This window comes from Microbacterium sp. B24, assembly GCF_000333415.1.
GTDB lineage: Bacteria > Actinomycetota > Actinomycetes > Actinomycetales > Microbacteriaceae > Microbacterium.
Window position 1 is genome coordinate 1 of sequence record NZ_BADB01000067.1, and the last position, 943, is coordinate 943.

1 protein-coding gene and 1 pseudogene are annotated in these 943 nt (G+C 67.4%); one reads left to right on the top strand and one right to left on the bottom strand.

From position 1 onward, the window contains the following. On the bottom strand, window positions 1–643 hold a 643-nt coding region (locus I5I_RS01565), incomplete at its 3' end, for a DeoR/GlpR family DNA-binding transcription regulator (protein ID WP_036315584.1). A gap of 82 nt (window positions 644–725) precedes the next feature. Between I5I_RS01565 and I5I_RS01570 the strand changes: the two are divergent. Continuing rightward, window positions 726–943 (top strand): annotated as a pseudogene (locus I5I_RS01570) (hypothetical protein); the annotation flags it as partial.

Below are 943 nucleotides of genomic sequence, written 5' to 3' on the forward strand. Positions count from 1 at the left end.
GAGCTCGGTCCCGGGGATCCTCTAGAGTCATCGCGGCTCGCTTGAGCGTCAGCTTGTCGAGTTCAGGCGTCGTCACGCCGTGCGTGCGATCCCATGCTCCAGTGCTGAGGAAGGCGACATCCACGGCGAGCGCGGCGAGCGTCGCAGCCGCCAGCGGCCCGGTGGAGGAGCCGCTGGCGGCATCCACGAGGCCCCCGGTGTGAATGGTCTGGATCGAGGGATACCCGCGCAGCGTCGCGATCGCGAAGAAGTCATTGGTGACGACGGTGATCTCCTGCCGCCGCGCGAGGAACGGCACGAGCGCTTCGCAGGTGGTTCCTGCGTCGAGGAAGACGACACTGTCATCGCTCACGAGGTCGACGGCCGCGGCAGCGATGGCCTGCTTGCGCGGCAGCTCGAGCATCGCGCGCGAGGCGCGTTCGCGAGGAGGTTCGACCCCGGCGCGCTCCGTCAGGCGCACTCCCCCCTGGACGGAGACGACGCGTCCCTCCGCCTCCAGGGCGGCGATGTCGCGACGCACGGTCATGTGCGAGACACCGAGGTGATCGGCGAGGTGTCGGATGCCGAGCGCTCCCGCTCCTCGCAGCAAGCGCAGCAACTCCCGCTGACGCTGTTCCGGGATGAGAGGCGGATCGTTGGCCATGAGGTCCGAGTCTAGTTCCCACACCACGATCATCGTTCGAATTTGTGACTCGATGTTAATTTCTGTGCTAGCGTGTGCATCGATGTTACGCAAACATGAGGTTCTTCAGGCCATCTCCGACACCGGCGCGCTGCTGATCATCCGACTGGACTCTGCAGACGAGGCACTGTCGGCCGCCCGCGCGGCGGTCGCGGGGGGGATCCGCGCCCTCGAGGTCACACTCTCCGTCCCGGACGCGTTCGGGGTCATCCGCACGTTGGCCGCCGAGTTCGCCGAGCAGGGCGTCGCGGTCGGAGCCGG